Raw genomic sequence first — 19,833 nt, forward strand, 5'->3', positions numbered from 1 at the left:
CGGGCGGGTTTCCGGCTATAACGCCGGCACGGCCATCGGGCGATCGATATCGCACGCACAAATCTGTCATCACGGGTGGGTTACGCAGGGGCCGTCCGGCGCGTAGCGGCATTGCGCCAGGCACAGAGATAGATGCCTAGGAAAGCGTGACGGGCCATGGTATGAGCCCTCGCCAACTCGAAGCGAGCGGGCACTGTCTGCTAGGCCGGCCCGCTTCGTCCATCCATTCATCGGGCGGGTCTGGAGCCATGCTCCCCTTGCCCCCAATCGGGAGTTGGCGATGTCGGTCTATGACGGCCTCGCGCGGGAAGCGCTTACCTTCGACGACGTGCTGCTGAAGCCCGGCCTGTCCGATGTCATGCCGGGTGAAGTCGATATCCGCTCGCGGGTGACGCGCACGATCTCGCTCAATATTCCCATCCTGTCCTCGGCCATGGATACGGTCACGGAATGGCGCCTCGCCATCGCCATGGCGCAGGCCGGCGGCCTTGGCGTCATCCACCGCAACCTCGATCCCGAGGTGCAGGCCGAGCATGTGCGCCTCGTCAAGAAATTCGAGAGCGGCATGGTGGTGAACCCCGTCACCATCCATCCCGACCAGCCGCTCGCCGACGCGCTGGCGCTGATGAAGCACCACGGCATATCGGGCATTCCGGTGGTCGAGCGCGGCCCGAACGGGCGTGCCGGCAAGCTCGCCGGCATCCTGACCAATCGCGACGTACGCTTCGCCACCAACCCGGCCCAGCCGATCTCCGAGCTGATGACCAAGGAGCGGCTGATCACCGTGCGCGAGGGCGTCGATCAGGCCGAGGCCAAGCGGCTTCTGCACACGCACCGCATCGAGAAGCTGCTGGTGGTGGACGATGAAGGCCGCTGCGTCGGCCTCATCACCGTCAAGGACATGGAAAAGGCCGTCACCAACCCCAACGCCGCCAAGGACGAGCAGGGCCGCCTGCGCGTCGCCGCTGCGACCTCGGTGGGCGATGACGGTTTCCGCCGCGCCGAGTTGCTGATCGATGCCGGCGTCGACCTGCTTGTCGTCGATACCGCGCACGGTCATTCGCGCAAGGTGCTGGACCAGGTCAGCCGTATCAAGACGCTGTCCAACAGCGTTCAGATCCTCGCCGGCAACGTCGCGACCGCCGAGGGCACGCAGGCGCTGATCGACGCCGGCGCGGACGCCATCAAGGTCGGCATCGGCCCGGGCTCGATCTGCACCACCCGCATCGTCGCCGGCGTCGGCGTGCCGCAGCTCACCGCCATTCTCGACGCGGTGGAGACGGCGCGGCGGAGCGACGTGCCTGTCATCGCCGATGGGGGCATCAAGTTCTCCGGCGATCTCGCCAAGGCGCTGGCGGCCGGCGCCGAGTGCGCCATGATCGGCTCGCTGCTGGCCGGCACGGACGAGAGCCCGGGCGAGGTCTACCTCTATCAGGGCCGTTCCTATAAGTCGTATCGCGGCATGGGCTCGGTGGGTGCCATGGCGCGCGGCTCGGCCGACCGCTATTTCCAGGCCGAGGTGAAGGACACGCTCAAGCTCGTGCCGGAAGGCATTGAGGGGCAGGTGGCCTATAAGGGGCCGGTCGGCGGCGTGCTGCACCAGTTGGCCGGGGGGCTGCGTGCCGCAATGGGCTATGTCGGCGGCGCCACGCTGCAGGATTTCCGCGAGAAGGCACAGTTCGTGCGTATCTCCGGCGCCTCCCTGCGCGAGAGCCATGTCCACGACGTGACCATTACCCGCGAGAGCCCGAACTACCCGGGCGCTGTCTGAGCGGGGGCTGCGCCGCGATGAACCGATGAGGGAGGGCTGATCCATGTATGTCACTGCCGCTCTGCTGCCCGTGTTCGTGCAGGTCGCCCTCACTTTCGTCGTGCTGTTCCGGCTTGGAGCGGTGCGGCTGGCAGCGATACGCGCGGGCGGTCTCGTCCGCGACGAAGTGGTTCTCGACGACAGGGGCTGGCCACCCAAGGTGCGGCAGGTCAGCAACTGCTTTCGCAACCAGTTTGAACTGCCGGTGCTGTTCTATGTGCTGGTCATTCTGGCGCTGATGACGCGCCAGACGAGCGACTTCTTCCATGTGCTGGCGTGGCTGTTCGTGCTCAGCCGCGTCGTCCACGCCTTTGTGTACGCGACCAGCAACCATGTGGGCTGGCGCTTCGGCGCCTTCGCCTTCGGCGCGCTCGTGCTGCTGGCGATGTGGGTGCTTTACGCGCTGGCGATCCTGCTGGCGCCGGCCCTGCCGTGACGCCCTTGTTGAAATTGGAGTTGAGATGACACCGGCTGCCCGGCTTTCCGCCGCTATCGAGGTAATCGGCACCCTCCTCGCCGAACGCCGCCCGGCTGCCGACGTTTTGAAGGATTGGGGCCGTAGCCACCGCTTCGCCGGGTCGGGCGACCGTGCGGCGCTGGCCTCGCTGGTCTATGACGCCCTGCGCCGGCGCGCCTCCGCCGCCTGGATCATGGGTGAGGAAAGCCCGCGCGGGCTGGTTCTCGGCATGCTGAAGGTCGCCCGCGGCCTCGACGTGGCGGCCATTGCCACGCTTTGCGATGGGTCGCGCTTTGCCCCGGCGCCGCTCAGCGAGGCCGAGCACGCCCGGCTGGCGCAGGCCTCGCTCGACGACGCCCCCGCCCATGTGCGCGGCGACTATCCCGAATGGCTCGACACGCCGCTCGCCGCCGTGTTCGGTGAGGGTCGGGCTGAAGAGGGCGCGGCGCTGGCCGAGCGGGCGCCGCTGGACTTGCGCGTCAACTCGCTCAAGGGCGATGTCGACAAGGCGAGCGAACTGATTTCGCATCTCTCCCCCGAGCCCGGCCGCTGGTCGCCTCTGGCGTTGCGCATCGCGCTGGAGGCCGACGGCAAAGCGCCCCCGCTCACCTCCGAGCCGGCCTATCTCAAGGGGCTGGTGGAAATTCAGGACGAAGGCTCGCAGATCGCCGCCATCCTCGCCGCGCCCCCGCGTGGCGGGCAGGTGCTGGACCTGTGCGCCGGCGGCGGCGGCAAGACGCTGGAACTCGCCGCACTGATGGACGGCGCCGGCCAGCTCTACGCCTATGACGATGATCTGCGCCGCCTCGCACCCATCCATGAGCGGGTGCAGCGCGCCGGCGCCCACAATGTCCAGGTGCGCTCGCCGCGCGGCAAGATGGACGTTCTGGAGGACCTTGAAGACCGCATGGACCTCGTGCTGGTCGATGCCCCCTGCACCGGCACGGGCACCTGGCGCCGCAACCCCGACGCCAAATGGCGCATGCGCCCCGGCGCGCTGGCGGAGCGGATGAAGGAGCAGGCCCTGATCCTCGACACCGCTGCGCGCTATGTGAAGCCCGGCGGGCGCCTCGCCTATGTCACCTGCTCGCTGCTCGACGAGGAGAATGTCGACCAGGTGCGTGGCTTCCTCGATCGCCACCCCGGCTATCGCCTCGTGCCGCCGGCCGAGATGGTGCTGGCGTTGGGCGAGCGCGGCATGACGCTGCGAGCGGCGGCGCTGGAGCGCCCCGAGGGCCTGTTGCTGACCCCGCGCCGCACCGCCACCGATGGCTTCTTCATCAGCCTGATGGTGCGCGGCGATCAGGCCGGATAATGAACGCGGACGAGACCGCCCGCGCCGCCGGGAGCCACCAGACAGAGCCCGCCAGATAGAGCCAGCCAGACAGAGCCCGTCATGACCCAGTTTGAACCGACCGCCGCCACCGCCGAGCACGACACCATTCTCATCATCGACTTCGGCTCGCAGGTGACGCAGCTCATCGCTCGCCGCGTCCGCGAGGAAGGGGTGTATTCCGAGATCGTGCCGTTCCAGAGCGCGGCCGAGGCGGTGCGGCGGCTGAACCCGGTCGGCATCATCTTCTCCGGCGGCCCGGCCTCGGTGATGGACGAGAACAGCCCGCGCGCGCCGCAAGAGGCGTTTGAATTGGGCGTGCCGATCTTCGCCATCTGCTACGGCCAGCAGACCTGCGCGCTGCAACTCGGCGGCGAGGTCGAGGGCGGGCACGCCGCCGAATTCGGCCGCGCCGAGGTGACGGTGCACAAGCCGAGCGCGCTCTATGACGGCGTGTGGGAGGTGGGCGAGCGCTACCCCGTCTGGATGAGCCATGGCGACCGCGTGACCCGCCTGCCGGAAGGGTTCGAGGTGGTGGCCACCTCCGAGAACGCGCCCTTCGCCGTCGCGGTGAATGAGGCACGGCGCATCTACACCACGATGTTCCACCCGGAAGTGGTGCACACCCCGCATGGTGCGGCGCTGATCCGCAATTTCGTCCGCAAGATCGCCGGCGCACGGGGCGACTGGGGGATGAGGGCCTATCGCGAGGAAGCCATTCGCCGCATCCGCGAGCAGGTGGGTTCGGGACGGGTGATCTGCGGCCTCTCCGGCGGCGTCGATTCCTCGGTGGCGGCGGTGCTGATCCACGAGGCGATCGGCGACCAGCTCACCTGCGTTTTCGTCGATCACGGCCTGCTGCGCCTTGGCGAGGCCGAGCGGGTCGTCACGCTATTCCGCGACGCCTATAATATCCCGCTGGTCCATGTGGACGCCTCCGAGATGTTCCTTGGCGCGCTGGAAGGCGTGAGCGACCCCGAGGTGAAGCGCAAGACCATCGGCAAGCTGTTCATCGACGTGTTCGAGGACGAGGCGAAGAAGGTCGGCGGCGCGGGGTTCCTGGCCCAGGGCACGCTGTATCCCGACGTGATCGAAAGCGTCAGCTTTACCGGCGGCCCCTCGGTGACGATCAAGAGCCACCACAATGTCGGCGGCCTGCCCGAGCGGATGAACATGAAGCTCGTCGAGCCGCTGCGCGAGCTTTTCAAGGACGAAGTGCGCGCTCTCGGCCGCGAGCTTGGCCTGCCGGAAGTATTTGTCGGCCGCCATCCCTTCCCGGGTCCGGGCCTCGCCATTCGCTGCCCCGGCGAGATCAGCCGCGAGAAGCTCGATATTCTGCGCCTGGCCGACGAAATCTACCTTGAAGAGATTCGCCGCCATGGCCTCTACGACGATATCTGGCAGGCCTTCGCCGTCATCCTGCCGGTGAAGACGGTGGGGGTGATGGGCGACTTCCGTACCTATGACTACGTGGTCGGCCTGCGTGCCGTGACCTCGGTGGACGGCATGACGGCGGATTTCTACCCGTTCGACATGGCCTTCCTCGGCCGCGTGGCAACCCGCATCGTCAACGAGGTAAAGGGCGTCAACCGCGTGGTCTACGACATAACCTCGAAGCCGCCGGGGACCATCGAGTGGGAATAATTCAGGCCCATCCAAACCTATCCGGCAGCGCGCTGTTTTTCGATCTAACTCGTTGAACTGACGCAGCCGGTGAGACTTCCGAGCCCCAAAGCGTGGCCGCGACGATCAAAACTTAGTTTCGGGATGGAACTGTCGCGCCACTTGTACGTTGGGGCAGTTCGGAGCCCCGTCCGGCTGGGGTTTGGGGCTGACGCTGGTGGATCGACCGTAGTGGATGGTACCCGTCCACTACGGTCGATCCACCACATCAATGCTTTGTAGTTCGACTGGGTCGCGACATCGGGATTCCCCTGTCGCGGTCGGACCACCAGGGTCAAGGGGTTTGACGTGCGGCTGGACGAGAGTGTCGTTGCCTCCGATCGTGCAATTGCTGCGGGCGGTGGTGCACTTGCGCGCCGTATCGCGGGGTATGACTGGGCATCGACGCCGATCGGTCCTATCGAAGCCTGGCCGTCCAGCCTGCGCAACACCGTCAACCTGATGCTCGCCAGCCCCGTGCCGTTGGTGCTGCTGTGGGGCGAGCACGGCGTCATGATCTATAACGACGCCTATTCCGTCTTCGCCGGCGGGCGCGACAGCCGGCTTCTGGGATCGAACGTTCGCGAGGGTTGGGCCGAGGTCGCCGATTTCAACGACAATGTCATGCGGGTGGGGCTGGCGGGCGGTACGCTCAGCTATCGTGACCTGCCGCTGACCCTGCACCGCGACGGACATCCCGAGCAGGTGTGGCTCAATCTGGACTACTCGCCGGTTGCCGGTGATGACGGCAACCCCGCCGGGGTTATCGCCGTCGTGGTGGAAGTAACGGAGGCGTACCATACCAGGGTCGCCCTTGAGGAGAGTGAGACGCGGCTGCGTTTCCTCGATGATCTTGGCCGCGCCGTGGCAGACAGCCCGGATGCGGGAGGCATCCTCGCCACCATTACGCGGATGGCCGCGCAGCACCTTCGCCTGTCCAGTTGCTCCTATGCCGACATGGACGATGACGAAAACGGCCTGACTGTTCGCGGTGACTGGCATGCCCAAGGCACGCCCTCCCTTGTCGGGCGCTATCGGCTCGGGGATTTTGGCGAGAGAGCCATACGTGAACTTCGCGCAGGCAACCCATTCATCGTCAATGACTACGCGGCGGAACTGCCGTCCAGCGTGGCGTCGGCGTTCCGCGACGTCGGCATCGCCGCGGCCGTGTGCATGCCGTTGATCCGGGACGGGCGGCTGACGGCGCTGATGGCCATGCACGACAGCGTGCCACGTCGATGGTCGGACTACGAACTTGCCGTCATCCGCGAGATTACCGAGCGCTCCTGGGCGCATATCCAGCGTGCCCGCGCCGAAGGGGCCTTGCGCGAGCGCGAGGCCCACCACCGGCAGATCCTCGACAGCGCCATAGATTATGGCATCGTCGCGACCGATCTCGACGGCTATTGCACGCTCTGGAACCGGGGCGCCGCCGAAATGCTCGGCTGGAGCGAGGCTGAAATGCTCGGCCGGGCGATGGATATGTTCTTCACCCCCGAGGATCGCGAGGCCGGCCGCCCACTTGCCAAGCGCCGCGAGGCGCTCGATTCCGGCCGGGCGCATGATGCACGTTGGCACCTTCGCAAGAGCGGCGAGCTTTTCTGGGGCCTGAGCGAGATGATGCCCCTGCGCAACGAGGCGGGGACGCCCATCGGCCTCGTCAAGCTGATCCGCGACAGGACTGCCGAGTATGAGGCGCAGGAAGCGCTTCGGCTGAGCGAGGAACAGCTGCGCCGGGCCCAGGCGGCGGGTGGGGTCGGGCTCTTTTCCGTCGACCTCGCCAGCAACCTCATCCGTGCCACGTCCGAGTTCTGCCGCCTCTTCGGCCTCCCACCGGCAGCGGAAATCCCGGCCTCCATGGTCGAGCGGCTGGTGGTGCCGGAGGACGCCCTGCGCGTCTCCAATACGGAGAGCCGCGAGGCGGGGGTGGCCCCGCTGGATGTCGAATACCGTATCCGCCGACACGACACGGGCGAAGAACGGATCATCGCGCGCAAGGCCGGCTATGAGCGCGACGAGGCCGGCCGCCCGGTCCGCATGGTGGGTGCGGTACAGGATGTGACCGACCGGCGCATGACCCAACTGGCGCTGGAAAAGAGCGAGGCGCAGTTCAGTGCGCTGGCGCAGAACATGCCCAACCAGGTGTGGACCGCCCGCGCCGATGGCGCGCTCGACTGGTTCAACGACCAGATCTATGTCTATTCCGGCGCCGCACCCGGCACCCTCGACGGCGAGGGCTGGACCCGCCTCGTGCATGCCGACGACCTGCCGAATGCGCGCGAGCGCTGGGGGCGGGCGGTGGCCTCGGGCGAGACGTACGAGACCGAAATGCGCCTGCGCGACGCCGGCGGGGTCTATCGCTGGCATCTGGCGCGCGCGGTGCCGCTGATCGACGCCCGTGGCACGATCAGCGCCTGGGTCGGGACCAATACGGACATCGAGGCGCAGAAGCGCGCCGAGGAGGCTTTTGCACAGGATCGCGACCGGCTGTGGCGGATCAGCCAGGACCTGATGCTGGTGTGCGACTTCGAGGGCTTCATCACGGCGGTCAACCCCTCTGGAGAGCGGCTGCTGGGGTGGGGCGAGGGCGAAATGGTCGGGCGTAGGGTCGCCGACTTCCTCCACCCGGAAGATCTCGACGCCAATGCGCGCGAACTGGCCGATTCCTCGTCCGGCGCGACCACCTTCGCCTTCGAGAACCGCTATCGCACCAAGGCGGGCGAGTACCGTCTGCTGGCCTGGAGCGCGGTGCCCGGCAATGGCCGCATCCACGCGGTGGGGCGCGACATCACCGAGCAGAGGTCGGTGGAGGAGGCGCTGCGCCAGAGCCAGAAGATGGAGGCGGTTGGCCAGCTCACCGGCGGCATCGCTCATGATTTCAACAATCTGCTGCAGGGCATCACCGGCAGCCTCGACATTCTGGGCAACCGCATCGCCCAGGGGCGTTCGGACGATCTGGCGCGGTGGGTTGGCGGGGCGCGGACCTGCGCCGACCGCGCCGCCGCGCTCACCCATCGGCTTCTGGCTTTCTCGCGTCGCCAGCCACTCGACCCGCGCCCGGTGCGGGCCAACCCGCTCGTCGCCTCGCTGGAAGACATGCTGCGGCGCACGCTGGGCGAGCGGATCGAACTGGAACTGGTGCTCGGCGGCAGCCTCTGGCTCACGCGCTGCGACCCCAACCAGCTTGAAAGTGCCATCCTCAATCTCGCCATCAACGCGCGCGATGCGATGCCCCAGGGTGGCAAGCTGACAATCGAGACCTGCAACGCCCATCTCGACAGCCACTTCGCCGCGCGCCAGCGCGAGGTGAAGCCGGGCCAGTATGTCTGCATCTGCGTGACCGACACCGGTACCGGCATGAGCCGCGAGACCATCGCCCGCGCCTTCGAGCCGTTCTTCACCACCAAGCCGATCGGCCAGGGCACCGGGCTCGGGCTTTCCATGGTCTATGGTTTCACGCGCCAGTCGGAAGGCTATTCCCGCATCTATTCCGAACTCGGGCAGGGGACGACCATCAAGCTCTACCTCCCGCGCTATCGCGGCGAAGAAGAAGCCGAGGACAGCGCAACCAGCCTCGGCGATGCCCCGGGGTCGGAAGCGGGAGAAGTCGTGCTGGTGGTCGAGGACGAGCCGGTGGTGCGCGGCCTCATCGTCGAGGTGCTGAGCGAGCTCGGCTACCGCGCCATCGAGGCCAGCGATGGGCCCAAGGGGCTGGAGATTCTCCAATCCCGCCGGCGTATCGACCTCCTGATCACCGATGTCGGCCTGCCCGGCCTCAATGGGCGGCAGGTGGCCGATGGCGGGCGCGTGTCCCGCCCCGGGCTCAAAGTGCTGTTCATGACCGGCTACGCCGAGAACGCCGCGCTGGCGTCCGGCTTCCTGGAGCCCGGCATGGCGATGATCACCAAGCCGTTCGCCATGGACATTCTGGCGACCCGCATCCGCGAGATCATCGAGAAGTAGCGCCCGGCGACGAGCGCGCGCGCCGGGCACACGGGACCGGCCCGCGCGGCCTTCGATGCCGGGAGATGCTCATTAAATGGGCGGTCGTGCCTGCGCCTTGGCATCTGCCCATCCAATAATCGGTACGCCCTCAGACAAGTCTCCTCGACCTCTCCTGCGTCACACTTCGGACCTCGCTATCCGTCTGGCCGTCCCCCGGGGCACGCCTGCAGAGGAGAAGTTAAGTGGCACACGCTCTCGACATCCATTCCGGCAGGAACCGCCTGTCCGTTGTCTCGCACCTTCGTTCGGCCTTCTTCGGCGCCTTTGGCCTTGCCGTCGCCACCGGGGGGCTTACCGCCGGCCTGCCGCAGCCGGCACAGGCCGCCACGCCGGAAGCTTGCGCCGCGCTGCAGGCGAAATATCCTGACCTCAAGGGCAAGACGCTGGTCAATGCCATCAACCCGCACACGCCGGGCTATGAGACCATCGACCCCAAGGACCCGACCAACTACATCGGCTTCGACATCGACCTCGGCGAGGCAATCGGCGGCTGCCTCGGCTTCACGCTGACCTACAAGGCGGTGACGTTCGCCTCGCTGCTCACCACCCTGCAGGCCGGGCAGGCCGACATTGTCATCTCCGACATCTACGCCACCAAGGACCGCGCCAAGGCGGCGGACTTCATCACCTATTTGAAGGTGTATGACGGCGTTCTCGTCGCCAAGGGCAACCCGAAGAAGATCACCGGCATCGACGCCTCGCTCTGCGGCGCGGTGGCGGCTGAGAACACCGGCTATGTCGAAGTGCCGCTGATCCAGGCGCTGGAGCCCGAGTGCAAGGCGGCGGGCAAGCCCGCACCGGAAATCCTGCTGTTCGACAACAACGCCAATTGCATCCAGGCGATCCTCGCCGGGCGCGCCGACACCTACATCAACGACGTCAACACTGTCGACGGCGCGGTGAAGGCCTATCCCGACAAGCTGGAGAAGGCGACGGCGGTCACGCTGCCCTATTCGGTCGGCATCGCCGTGCCGCGCAACAACATCCCGTTCCGTGACGCGGTTATGTCGGCGCTTGGAGAGCTTCAGAAAACCGGCGTGCAGGCGGAGCTGATGAAGAAGTGGAACCTGCCCGCCGACCAGCTTGAGACCCCCAAGCTGGTGCTCGCCGACTGATCCTCCCGACGCGCTGACACGGCGGCCGCGCCCTCACGCGGCCGCCGCTTCCCTCCGTTGCGAAGAAGGCTGATGGATCTTTTCCTGCATTATCTGGGCATGCCCTATCTGCTCGACGGGGTGGGCTACACGCTCCTCATCACCGTGCTCGGCCTGCTCGGCGGGCTTGTCATGGGCGTCGTCCTCGCCGCCATGCAGCTCTCGCGCTTCCGCAGCATGGCCATCGTCGCGCGGGCCTATGCCATCGTGTTTCGCGGCACGCCGCTGATCCTGCAGATGGTGTTCTGCTACAACGCCCTGCCGTTGATCGGCATCAAGCTTTCCGCCATCTCCGCCGCCAGCCTGGCGCTCGCGCTCAACGAGGCGCCGTTCATCGCCGAAATCCTGCGCGCCAACGTGCTGGGCGTGGAGCGCGGGCAGGTGAGCGCCGGGCAGGCGCTGGGCATGACGCCGGCTGCCATCATGCGCCGTATCATCGCCCCGCAGGCCATCCGCTCCATGGTGCCGGCGCTTGGCAACGAAGCGGTGAGCGCGCTGAAAAACTCCTCGCTCGCCTCCGTGGTGGCGGTGCAGGAACTCACCCTGCGCTCGACCCAGCTGGCCTCGGCCACCTTCGATTTCTTCTCCATCTTCTTTGCCTCCGGGCTGATGTATCTCGTGCTCACCGGCGCCATCGCGGTGATCCAGATCGTGGTCGAGATGCTGCTCGATCTTGACCGGCCGCCGCCGCGCGAACAGTTGCGCCGCTTCCTGCGCGCGCTGGTGCCGGGCCGGCCGGAAGCGGTGCCCGCGCTGGCGGGCGCGGGGGAAGGCGATGTCACCCCGCCTGACGTCGCCGACGAAAGCGTCGCGGAACGCGTCGCCGATCCGCTGCCGCCGGTGGTGCCGAAGCCCGCGAGCGTGGGGCGCGACCCCGCCGCCCGTGCCGCGCGTCTCGCCGGCAACAACATCGCGGTAGAGGTGAAGGGCCTGCGCAAGAGCTACGGCGCGCAGACCGTGCTGGACGGCATAGACCTGACGGTCCGCGCTGGCGAAGTGGTGGCGCTGCTCGGTCCCTCGGGCTCGGGCAAGTCGACGCTGCTGCGCTGCATCAACCGGCTGGAGGGCTGGGAGGACGGCACCATCCGCGTCGGCGGCCAGTCCCTTGGCACAGACGAAAACGGGCGCCCGCTTTCCCCCCGCTTGACCGCGCAGATGCGCGCCAGCGTCGGCGTTGGCATGGTGTTCCAGCAGTTCAACCTGTTCGGCCATCTCACCGCCCGCGAGAACATCGCCGGCCCGCTGCGCTGGGTGCAGGGGCTCTCACGCTTCGATGCCGACCGGCGTTGCCGCGATCTTCTGGAGCGCATCGGGCTTGCGCACCGGGCCGATGCGCTGCCGCGCCATCTCTCCGGCGGCCAGCAGCAGCGCGTCGCCATCGCCCGTGCCGTGGCGCCGGCGCCGACCGTGCTGCTGCTCGACGAGCCGACCTCTGCGCTTGATCCCGAGCTGGTCGGCGAGGTGCTGGAGGTGATCCGCCGCCTCGCGGTGGAGGAGGGCCTAGCCATGATCATCTCCACCCACCAACTGCGCTTCGCCGGCGATGTCGCCGACCGCATCGTCTTTCTGTCCGGCGGCGTGATCGTCGAGGAGGGGCCGGCCGCGCAGATCCTTTCGGCTCCGTCCCACCCGCTCACCGTGCGCTTTCTCAGCTCCATGACCGCCGAATAGGTGCACTGCCCGCGCCGCCGCCCGTTCCTGTTTCCCGAGGTTCGACATGACCAAGCATCATCTGCCCGCCACGCCCGATACGGTCCATTGGGGCTATTTCAGCAAGACCCTGGCGCCGGTGCTCACCCTGAAGTCCGGCGAGCGGGCGGTGATCGAATCCATCACCCATCACGCCAATGATGATTACGCCCGCATGATCGAGGGCGACCGGGCGGCGGAGGAGATATTCCTCTGGACCAAGGACCAGAAGACGATGCGCCGGCGCGGTGCCGGCACCACGGATGGGCCGTTCACCTATGGTTCCGGCGAGGGGATGGGCGTGCACCTGCTCACCGGCCCGGTCGCGGTTGAGGGCGCCGAGCCGGGCGACATCATCGAGGTGCGCGTCATCGACACCTGGCCGCGTCCGAGCGCCAACCCCGCCTATGCCGGGCGCTTCTTCGGCTCCAACCCGGCGGCCAATTGGGGCTTCCAGTACAAGGATCTGATCGAGGGGCCCACACCGCGCGAGGTCGTCACCATCTATGAGCTCGACATGGGCGAAGCGGTGGTGCGGGCGCTGTATTCCTATCTCTGGACGCCGCAGACTGACCCTGATGGCATCACCCACCCGACCATCGACTATCCCGGCGTGCGTGTCGACCACTCCATGGTCGTCAAGAAAGAGGGCATCCTGCCGGGCATCAAGGTGCCGGCGCGGCTGCATTTCGGCACGATGGGGCTGGCGCCGGCCGAGGCGGATTTCGTCTCCACCATCCCGCCCAACTACACCGGCGGCAACATGGACGACTGGCGCATCGCCAAGGGCGCGCGGATGTACTATCCGGTCGCCGTGTCCGGCGGGCTGTTCTCCTGCGGCGATGCCCATGCCTCGCAGGGCGACAGCGAGTTGTCGGGCACCGCGATAGAAATCTCGCTCACAGGCGAGTTCGAGTTCATCCTGCACAAGAAGGAGCAGCTCGAAGGCACGCTACTGGAGGGACTGACCCATCCGCTTCTCGAAAACGACGAGGTCTGGTCGGTCTATGGCTTTAGCGTCGCCAACTACCTCGCGGAGCTTGGCCCCGATCACCAGTCAGAGATCCTGAAGCGCGGCAGCCTCGACAGCGCCATGCGCGACGCCTTCCGCAAGCTCCGTCGCTTTCTCATGACCACGCAGAACCTGTCCGAGGACGAGGCCATCTCGCTGATGTCGGTAGCAGCCGATTTCGCCGTTACCCAGGTGGTCGATGCCAATTGGGGCGTCACGGGCTCGATCCGGAAGAGCATTTTTCCAGCGCGCTGACCGGGCCGTTACACTCCCGGTTCCGGGCGACGACGGATCGAGGCATGCTTCTTGCTGGCAGCGAGCCATGCCGAGGCGCCGTCGATGAATGCCCAACCCTTCACCAGCGAGTCCTATTCGGGCGATGCGGGCGAAGCTGCGTGGCAGGACGTGCTGCGGGGCTTCGGCCTCCAGTCCCAGGGTGCCCGGCACGGATCGCCCGCCCATGCCAGTGCGCTTTCGCGCCTGTCCTCGACGGGCGTGCGGCTCGGCAAATTCTCCGCCGATGCGCAAAGCCTGCGCCCTCTGCCCTCCCGTTCCGGCCTGCCGCTGCTGCTGATGCCGGTGGAGAACAGCACGGTGCTGGTCGTCGACGGCGACCGCCAGATCGTCCCTGCCGGCCAGATCATCCTGGCGCCGCGCGCGGGGGACTGGCAGTTGCAGTTCCAGCGCGGGTTGCGGGCCGTGGTGCTCTCCGTACCGGCCGAGGCGTTTCGCGGCCGCAAGGTGCCGCCGCTCCCCGCTGCCCCGCCGAGGGTCTTCGAGGCGCAGGGTCTGCCGGACATTATGGGTCGCACCGCGCTCGCCACCGCCGAGGCGCTCGACCGGCTCTCGGAGGCGGAATGGGAAGCGGTGGCGCAGAGCGCGGCCGAACTGCTGCTCGCTCTGTCCGGCGAGCTGGTGGCGGCAACCAGCGACCCGTCCTCCAGCCGCGCGGCGCTGCTCCAGCGGCTTTACGCCACGATTGAGCGCAGCATGGGGGGCGAGGACCTCTCGATCACTGACATTGCCCAGGCCGAGGGCATTTCGGAACGCTATGTGCAGAAGCTGTTCGAGGGTACGGGCGAGAGCTTCAGCCACTATCTGCGCGAGCGCCGCCTGCAGCGTGCCTGGCACGACCTCGCCAACCCGGCCGAGGCGGCGGTTCCTATTGCCGAGGTTGCCTATCGCTGCGGCTTCGCCGATGCCGCGCATTTCAGTCGCCTGTTCCGCGAGCGCTTCGGCCTGCCGCCGCGCGAACTGCGCCGCCGCGAGGCGGACCGGCAGGCCCATAGCGCGGTGGCGAGCGGGCAGCGCGGCTGGCCGCAGCAGGCGCTGGTGCAGTTGCGGGCGGGGCAGGGCGCCGGCGGTCCTGCCCGCCGGCCAGCGTTGCGCGAGGGTGGAGAGGCATCGGCCCCGGTGGCGGAAGCGCAGACGCCTGCGCGGCACTATCTCCCCGTCCACGCCCAGCACGTGCATTGGGGTTATTTCAGTCGTTCGCTCGAACCGCTGATCGAGATCGCCTCCGGCGACATCGTCACTATCGAGACGCTGACGCAGCACGCCTCGGATGATCCTGAGCGCATGATCGAGGGCGATCCCGGGGCGGAGAGCGTGTTCCACTGGACGCCCACGGCAAAAACCGTGAACCGTCGCGGCGCCGGCCCGCTCGACGCTTCGGTGTTCGGACGCGGGGCCGGGGAGGGGTTCGGCGTGCATATCTGCACCGGGCCTATCGCGGTGCAGGGCGCGCAGCCGGGCGACGTGCTGCAGGTGCATATTCTCGACATCGAGCCGCGCCGCTCCCGCCATCCCGCCCATGCCGGCCGGGTGTTCGGCAGCAGCGTCGCGGCATGGTGGGGCTATCACTATTCCGAGTTGCTCAGCGAACCGCATCCGCGCGAGTGCGTGACAATCTACGAAATCATCACCAATGCGGACGAGCCCTATGCCGAAGCCCTGCATTCCTATCGCTGGGAGCCGCAGACCGACCCCTCGGGGGTGCAGCATGTTCTCTACGACTATCCCGGCGTTCTGGTTCGACCCGGCACCGTGACCTTGCAGGCGAATGTGCTGGAAGGGGTGCGGATTCCGTTGCGGCCGCATTTCGGCGTGGTCGCGGTGGCGCCGCGTGAGGCCGAACTCGTCGATTCCGTACCGCCGGCCTATTTCGGCGGCAATCTGGACAATTGGCGACTCGGCAAGGGGGCGACGGTGTACCTGCCGGTGTCCGTCCCCGGCGCGTTGCTCTCCGTCGGCGATCCGCACGCGGCGCAGGGCGACGGCGAACTCTCGGGCACGGCGATTGAATGCTCGATGACCGGCACCTTCCGCGTCACACTGCACAAGAAGGCCGATATCGGCAGCACCGTGCTCGCCGACCTGACCTATCCACTGATCGAAACGCCGGACGACTGGATTCTGACCGGCTTCAGCCATCCCAATTATCTCGCGGAATTCGGCGCCAGCAGCCAGAGCGAGGTTTATGCCAAGTCCTCGCTCGATCTCGCCATGCGCGATGCCTTCCGCAAGATGCGGCGTTTCCTGATGACGACGAAGGCTCTGAGCGAGGACGAAGCCGTCGCCCTGATGTCGGTGGCGGTGGATTTTGGAATCACCCAGGTCGTGGACGGCAACTGGGGCGTCCATGCCATTCTGAGCAAACGGCTTTTTGCGCAGCATCGGCGCAGCGAAAGCGCGCGCGACATTTGATCCAGGTACTTCCTCGGGGCCACGGCTTGGCCCCCTTTTCCAAGACACAGGCTACACTGAACCGTCCCGGTCTCGCCGGGGCTCTTGTTTTTGTGCAGTGCAGCAACGATCTGTTGGCGGGGGCGTTAGCCCATGCCGTCCAGCTGCTGGGCGCCGCAGCCAGGAGGCCTCCCTTGCGGACAATGTCAGATACGATCGCCCATCTCACCGCACTTGGCGCGCGTCCGGGTGGCCCCTTCGCGAATTTCAGAACGCCGGGCCAGCCGACGGGCCGTCTTGCCGCGCTGGCGGATTTCGGTTCGAATCCGGGTGGCCTGCGGGCGCATTACTACCGGCCCGCCGATTTGCCGGACGGTGCGCCGCTCGTCGTCGTGCTGCATGGTTGCAAGCAGAATGCGGGCGAATACGACCACCGTGCCGGCTGGTCGCAGCTTGCCGATCAGGCGGGCTTCGCGCTGCTTTATCCCGAGCAGCATCACGGCAACAATCCCAACCTGTGCTTCAACTGGTTCCGCCCGCGCGACGCGCGGCGCGGTTCCGGCGAGGCGCTGTCCATCCGCCAGATGATCGCGACGATGGTCGAGACCCACGGACTTGATCGCGACCGTGTCTTCGTCACGGGACTTTCCGCCGGCGGGGCGATGGCCAATGTGATGCTGGCGACCTACCCCGAACTCCTCGCCGGCGGGGCCATTATCGCCGGCCTCGCCTATGGCACCGCGACCACCGTGCCGGAGGCGTTCGACTGCATGCGCGGGCAGGGCACATCCTCGGACGAGGAACTGTGGGCGTTGCTGCGAGAGGCGTCGGCGCATGGCGGGCCGTGGCCGCGCGTGGCTATCTGGCAAGGCGCGGCCGACCATACCGTCGCCCCCTCCAATGCCGACGACATCGCCGCGCAATGGCGCAGCGTGCATCATCTCGGCGAGGCGCCAACGCATGAGGAAGTGTCCGGCGGCCGCGCCCGGCGCATCTGGTGCAACGGCGCCGGCGAAGTGGTGATCGAACTGAACACTGTCGCCGCCATGGGCCATGGCACCCCGCTCGGCGAAAATCTCGGCGTCCCGGGTCCCTATATGCTGGATGTCGGCATTTCCTCGACGCGCGAGATTGCCCGCTTCTGGGGTATCGAGGCGCCGCAAAAGGCTGCCGCCGCACCCTCCCCGACACGTAAGAACAGCTCTCCGGCGACGCTTGCGGTGCCCGCGCCCCACACTTCTCAGCAGGGTAAACGCCGCGACACCGCCGCGCCGTTTATATTGTCTGGGCCATCCGCTACTGGTGTGGACAGCGTCAAGCGGGTCATAGAGCAGGCCCTGCGGGCGGCCGGGCTGATGCGTTAGCCACTCGTCGCACGCCTGATCGGACACCCCGCCGGGCGCGGGGTGGACTCGGTTCAGGCGCGGATGGGTCGACGCCCGTAATACTTGGTTTTCGCCTTGTTTGAATCGCAATTCGAACGTATATTAGAAATTGTTCCTGATTGAACCGACGCGCTTGTGCTGCATATCGGTTGTTCAGGATTTCAAATTCCCGACGGGCAGACAGGTGGCGCCGGTGCGGTGCTCGTGTTTTCCGACCTCTGGCGGAATTTGTCCTCCCGCGATCGCCGATTTACTGACGATCATCGGACAGTTCCACTCCGGGTAAAGCCGTGTGCGCCGTGAGCGTCTTTCTGCCTGCCCCTATCGCCGCGTCACCAGACCGGCAGTGGCGACCCTTCAAGTCGCCCTTCCGCCTTACAAAGGACGACACGACATCATGACCCCCGCAAATTCCGCGACCCGCCGCGAGCCTTCGGTCCACCGCGACCCGACGATCCATCTTTTCGAGATCGGGCAGGTGGTCCGGCTGCGGGGCGGATATGGCGTTTTCACCTCGCGCGTGGGTGACATCTACCGCATCACCGCCACGCTGCCGCCGAGCGGGAATGCGCTGCAGTACCGTATCCGCAACGAGCGCGAGCAGTATGAGCGGGTGGCGCCGGAAGACAGCCTGGAGCCGATGCGCGCCGCCGAGCCGGGCGAAGAATCCGCGCTTATGGACCGGACGTTCAGTCGCTGACGGCCGCGCGCCCGGTTTCTGGCGGGGACGCGCCGCGATGAAGGTTGTGATCGAGTTCTACCGCACGCGGGCTCAGGACAGTGCGCATGCGGTCGTCGGCCGCGAGACCGTCGAGGTGAACGACCTGGACGGCGCCATCGAGATGGCGCGGGCCTTGGCCTTTTCCCTCGACATGCCGCAGCGACCCGATGCCCTGACGATCGCCGATGCGGAAGGCCGGGTTCTGCTGTCCGGCGCATTCGACAGTTTCCAGCGCTCGGACGAGGGGACGACGCCGTGAACGCTACGGGCATGGGTGTTGAACGGGGCGGAAGCGCCGGCGCGATCCGGTGCCGGATTGCCGCCCGCACGGACTTCGGGCGGGACGCGGGAGCACATCGTGACGCTGAACTTTCCTAATCCGAGCCGCAGTTTCGACAGCGCGCGCAGCGCCGTCCGCTTCTCCGGTTATGACGGCATGTTCGAGGTGCCGTTCCTGGTCGAGAGCGCCGCGCTGGGCACATCGACCCCGGATGTGCGCCCGTCGGAGGCGTTTGAAACCACCTGCCTGTCCGCCTTCGACACGTTGCGCTCTTCTATCTATGCCGCTGCCGTCAAAGCCTATTCGGAGGGCCGCCGCGCGCCATTGATCCTGACCTCCGCCGATATCCGCTGATTTCCCTAATCGATCGGGCGGAAACCGCCGGGGGGCAGCCTCTGTGCCGTTCATGCCTTGTCAGGGGCTGGGATATCCGATGCTATGTCGGGGTCTGCCGCTCGGCGCCTGTTTCGTATCGCACTCTGTTTCCGGGAACTCTTCATGCTGATCCGCTACGGCTACGAGATGACGCTCACCTGTCCGCAGCCGACCGCGTTGGTATGTCTCCTCTCGGTCCATGAGGAGAGGGGTCCCGACATCCGGGCGCCGGAGACCTTTTTCTCCACCCCGGACGTGCCGTCCTCGACCTATCGCGATCTGTTCGGCAATCGCTGCCGGCGTCTGGTGGCGCCGGTTGGCGATCTAATGATCTGGGGCGATGCGACGATCGAGGACGATGGCCAGCTTGACCCGGTGCACCCGCAGGCGCGCGAAGTGCCGGTGCCGGAACTGCCGGACGAGTGCCTCGTCTATCTCCTGGGCAGCCGCTATTGCGAAACCGACCTGCTTAGCCAGACAGCCTGGGATCTTTTCGGCGGGCTAACGCCGGGCTGGAGTCGCGTGCAAGCCATATGCGATTTCGTCCATGGCCATATCCGCTTCGACTACCAGCAGGCGCGTTCGACCCGGTCGGCCTTCGACGCGTATAATGAGCGGGTCGGCGTGTGCCGCGACTTCGCCCATCTGGCGGTGGCGTTGTGCCGCTGCCTCAACATTCCCGCCCGCTATGTGAACGGCCATCTCGGCGATATCGGCGTGCCGGTGGTCGACCCGATGGATTTCAGCGCCTGGATCGAGGTGTACCTCGACGGCGCATGGCACACTTTCGATCCGCGCAACAATGTGCGGCGGATCGGCCGGATCGTCGTTGCACGCGGGCGCGACGCGGCGGACATTCCGCTCATCAACTCGTTCGGGCCGCATGTGCTGAAGTCGTTTCGCGTGTGGACCTATGAGGTCGACGCCGCGCCGCAGACATAGCCGTCTGCGAAAACGCCTTCAGCCCTTTTTCTTCTTCGGCAGGGTGATCGGCGTTTGCAGGCCTTTGGTGAGGTTGGACGTCGCCGGCTCGGGTGCCTTCACCTTCTTCGGCTTCTTGGCTTCTCGATTGCTGCGTTGTTCCTTGGCCATGACGATCCCCGTGGGTTCGGTTGAAGGGCGCTGTGGACGAACGAAAAGCCCCGCAACCTCAAGGAGGAGCGGGGCTGACAGGCGCGATGCGCCTTGTCGCTTCTTCCCAATCCGGCCGCCAGTACATCCGTGGTCGACGCGGTAGGAGAAAGGGCGATGTCGGCAGGGCCCCG

Annotated in this window: 15 protein-coding genes; 14 read left to right on the top strand and 1 reads right to left on the bottom strand. The window is 66.8% G+C overall.

The features are described 5' to 3' along the window. Positions 1-280: 280 nt before the first annotated feature. The 14 genes from guaB to EV667_RS08230 all read left to right on the top strand — a co-directional run bounded on the left by guaB (position 281) and on the right by EV667_RS08230 (position 19,510). The gene (gene guaB / locus EV667_RS08165; RefSeq protein WP_131834741.1) at positions 281-1,771 is read left to right on the top strand and encodes an IMP dehydrogenase; all 1,491 of its coding nucleotides are present in this window, start codon (positions 281-283) and stop codon (positions 1,769-1,771) included. A gap of 43 nt (positions 1,772-1,814) precedes the next feature. Then, complete coding sequence (locus EV667_RS08170) at positions 1,815-2,246, top strand: MAPEG family protein (RefSeq protein WP_131834742.1); 432 nt, start codon at positions 1,815-1,817, stop codon at positions 2,244-2,246. A 25-nt stretch (positions 2,247-2,271) separates the two neighbouring features. After that, positions 2,272-3,582 (top strand): RsmB/NOP family class I SAM-dependent RNA methyltransferase, encoded by a 1,311-nt coding sequence (locus tag EV667_RS08175; RefSeq protein WP_131834743.1) that lies wholly within the window; start codon positions 2,272-2,274, stop codon positions 3,580-3,582. Positions 3,583-3,663: 81 nt separating this feature from the next. Further along, the gene (gene guaA, locus EV667_RS08180) at positions 3,664-5,244 is read left to right on the top strand and encodes a glutamine-hydrolyzing GMP synthase (protein WP_131834744.1); all 1,581 of its coding nucleotides are present in this window, start codon (positions 3,664-3,666) and stop codon (positions 5,242-5,244) included. 327 nt (positions 5,245-5,571) lie between these two features. Then, positions 5,572-9,225, top strand: a complete 3,654-nt coding sequence (locus EV667_RS08185; protein ID WP_131834745.1) for a PAS domain S-box protein — start codon at positions 5,572-5,574, stop codon at positions 9,223-9,225. Positions 9,226-9,449: 224 nt separating this feature from the next. Then, positions 9,450-10,382, top strand: coding sequence for an ABC transporter substrate-binding protein (locus EV667_RS08190; RefSeq protein ID WP_131834746.1), 933 nt, complete (start codon positions 9,450-9,452; stop codon positions 10,380-10,382). Positions 10,383-10,454: 72 nt separating this feature from the next. After that, on the top strand, positions 10,455-12,092 hold the full coding sequence (locus EV667_RS08195; RefSeq protein ID WP_131834747.1) for an amino acid ABC transporter permease/ATP-binding protein: 1,638 nt from the start codon (positions 10,455-10,457) through the stop codon (positions 12,090-12,092). A gap of 46 nt (positions 12,093-12,138) precedes the next feature. After that, positions 12,139-13,377, top strand: coding sequence for an acetamidase/formamidase family protein (locus EV667_RS08200; protein WP_131834748.1), 1,239 nt, complete (start codon positions 12,139-12,141; stop codon positions 13,375-13,377). 84 nt (positions 13,378-13,461) lie between these two features. Continuing rightward, on the top strand, positions 13,462-15,828 hold the full coding sequence (locus EV667_RS08205; protein ID WP_131834749.1) for an acetamidase/formamidase family protein: 2,367 nt from the start codon (positions 13,462-13,464) through the stop codon (positions 15,826-15,828). A 173-nt stretch (positions 15,829-16,001) separates the two neighbouring features. Continuing rightward, a complete protein-coding gene (locus tag EV667_RS08210) occupies positions 16,002-17,171 on the top strand; it encodes an extracellular catalytic domain type 1 short-chain-length polyhydroxyalkanoate depolymerase (RefSeq protein ID WP_207907688.1) in 1,170 nt (389 codons plus the stop codon). Between the two features lie 418 nt (positions 17,172-17,589). Beyond that, the gene (locus tag EV667_RS08215; RefSeq protein ID WP_131834750.1) at positions 17,590-17,892 is read left to right on the top strand and encodes a hypothetical protein; all 303 of its coding nucleotides are present in this window, start codon (positions 17,590-17,592) and stop codon (positions 17,890-17,892) included. Positions 17,893-17,929: 37 nt separating this feature from the next. Beyond that, positions 17,930-18,172, top strand: a complete 243-nt coding sequence (locus EV667_RS08220; RefSeq protein ID WP_131834751.1) for a hypothetical protein — start codon at positions 17,930-17,932, stop codon at positions 18,170-18,172. 99 nt (positions 18,173-18,271) lie between these two features. Then, complete coding sequence (locus EV667_RS08225; protein ID WP_131834752.1) at positions 18,272-18,547, top strand: DUF1488 family protein; 276 nt, start codon at positions 18,272-18,274, stop codon at positions 18,545-18,547. Positions 18,548-18,691: 144 nt separating this feature from the next. After that, positions 18,692-19,510, top strand: coding sequence for a transglutaminase-like domain-containing protein (locus tag EV667_RS08230; RefSeq protein ID WP_131834753.1), 819 nt, complete (start codon positions 18,692-18,694; stop codon positions 19,508-19,510). A gap of 18 nt (positions 19,511-19,528) precedes the next feature. On the opposite strand, the gene EV667_RS23060 is transcribed toward EV667_RS08230, so the two are convergent. Further along, the gene (locus EV667_RS23060; RefSeq protein WP_280960221.1) at positions 19,529-19,660 is read right to left on the bottom strand and encodes a hypothetical protein; all 132 of its coding nucleotides are present in this window, start codon (positions 19,658-19,660) and stop codon (positions 19,529-19,531) included. Positions 19,661-19,833: the final 173 nt, after the last annotated feature.

The organism is Ancylobacter aquaticus (assembly GCF_004339465.1).
Lineage (GTDB): Bacteria > Pseudomonadota > Alphaproteobacteria > Rhizobiales > Xanthobacteraceae > Ancylobacter > Ancylobacter aquaticus.

Coding starts and splice junctions, on each gene's coding strand:
- EV667_RS08175 (WP_131834743.1), top strand. CDS start 2,272: ATGACACCGGCTGCCCGGCTTTCCGCCGCTATCGAGGTAATCGGCACC.
- guaB (WP_131834741.1), top strand. CDS start 281: ATGTCGGTCTATGACGGCCTCGCGCGGGAAGCGCTTACCTTCGACGAC.
- EV667_RS08200 (WP_131834748.1), top strand. CDS start 12,139: ATGACCAAGCATCATCTGCCCGCCACGCCCGATACGGTCCATTGGGGC.
- EV667_RS23060 (WP_280960221.1), bottom strand. CDS start 19,660: ATGGCCAAGGAACAACGCAGCAATCGAGAAGCCAAGAAGCCGAAGAAG.
- EV667_RS08230 (WP_131834753.1), top strand. CDS start 18,692: ATGCTGATCCGCTACGGCTACGAGATGACGCTCACCTGTCCGCAGCCG.
- EV667_RS08205 (WP_131834749.1), top strand. CDS start 13,462: ATGAATGCCCAACCCTTCACCAGCGAGTCCTATTCGGGCGATGCGGGC.
- EV667_RS08195 (WP_131834747.1), top strand. CDS start 10,455: ATGGATCTTTTCCTGCATTATCTGGGCATGCCCTATCTGCTCGACGGG.
- EV667_RS08170 (WP_131834742.1), top strand. CDS start 1,815: ATGTATGTCACTGCCGCTCTGCTGCCCGTGTTCGTGCAGGTCGCCCTC.
- EV667_RS08215 (WP_131834750.1), top strand. CDS start 17,590: ATGACCCCCGCAAATTCCGCGACCCGCCGCGAGCCTTCGGTCCACCGC.
- guaA (WP_131834744.1), top strand. CDS start 3,664: ATGACCCAGTTTGAACCGACCGCCGCCACCGCCGAGCACGACACCATT.
- EV667_RS08220 (WP_131834751.1), top strand. CDS start 17,930: ATGAAGGTTGTGATCGAGTTCTACCGCACGCGGGCTCAGGACAGTGCG.